The sequence below is a fragment of the Bacteroidia bacterium genome (assembly GCA_025056095.1).
In the GTDB taxonomy this organism is placed as follows: domain Bacteria; phylum Bacteroidota; class Bacteroidia; order JANWVE01; family JANWVE01; genus JANWVE01.
Window position 1 is genome coordinate 1 of the sequence record JANWVW010000375.1, and the last position, 642, is coordinate 642.

A 642-nucleotide genomic window follows, 5' to 3' on the forward strand; every position below is an offset into this window, starting at 1 on the left:
ACTCGCCCCTTCCCTTACAATGTTCTCCTTTCGTATGTTTGCCCCTCTTAACTCAATATCCACGCGTTCCCAATATACTTCGGTACGCTCTTCTCTTCTCGGAACTTGATGCTCTGTACGTTCATTGTATGCTTTTTCATAAGGTGAAAAATCTTTTTCCTCTTCTTCCTCTATTTTCAGAGTTTGTAAAGTAACTCCTTTTTCGGTAATCCACAGGTTGACATTAGAGGCTTGAGCTCTGAAAAGAACGAAAGGTACAGGATTGCCTTGGATATCCATCATTTGTCCCCTGTTTTCCAAGAAGCCACTCTCGTTCTTTTTGCTCAACCATTCTTCAGCTTGTCGTTTTTTGACAGGATCCTTAACGCCATCGGCGTAGAGGAAGTAGTTCCACAGAGCAACTAACAAGATACACGTAAGAATAAGTCTTATTTTCATAGTTTTTTGTTTTAATTTAATTTCAAAGATATGTTATGTTTTTTAATCAGTCAAGATCAAAGATTATTTTTTTTGTATGCATGTAAGTTATTGAAAATGACTTTTATTTTTTGCGTGAGGCATGCGGAGGGCGTGCGTCAGCACGGTGCGAAGCGAAGCGTAGCACCGAAGCGTTAGCGTAGCCCGTAGCACGCCGACCTTGTG

1 protein-coding gene is annotated in these 642 nt (G+C 40.8%); it reads right to left on the reverse strand.

Features of this window, described 5'->3' with window-relative positions:
* Nucleotides 1-438 (reverse strand): hypothetical protein (locus tag NZ519_14080; GenBank protein ID MCS7029880.1); only part of this gene is annotated, 438 nt, incomplete at its 3' end.
* Between the last annotated feature and the right edge of the window lie 204 nt (nt 439-642).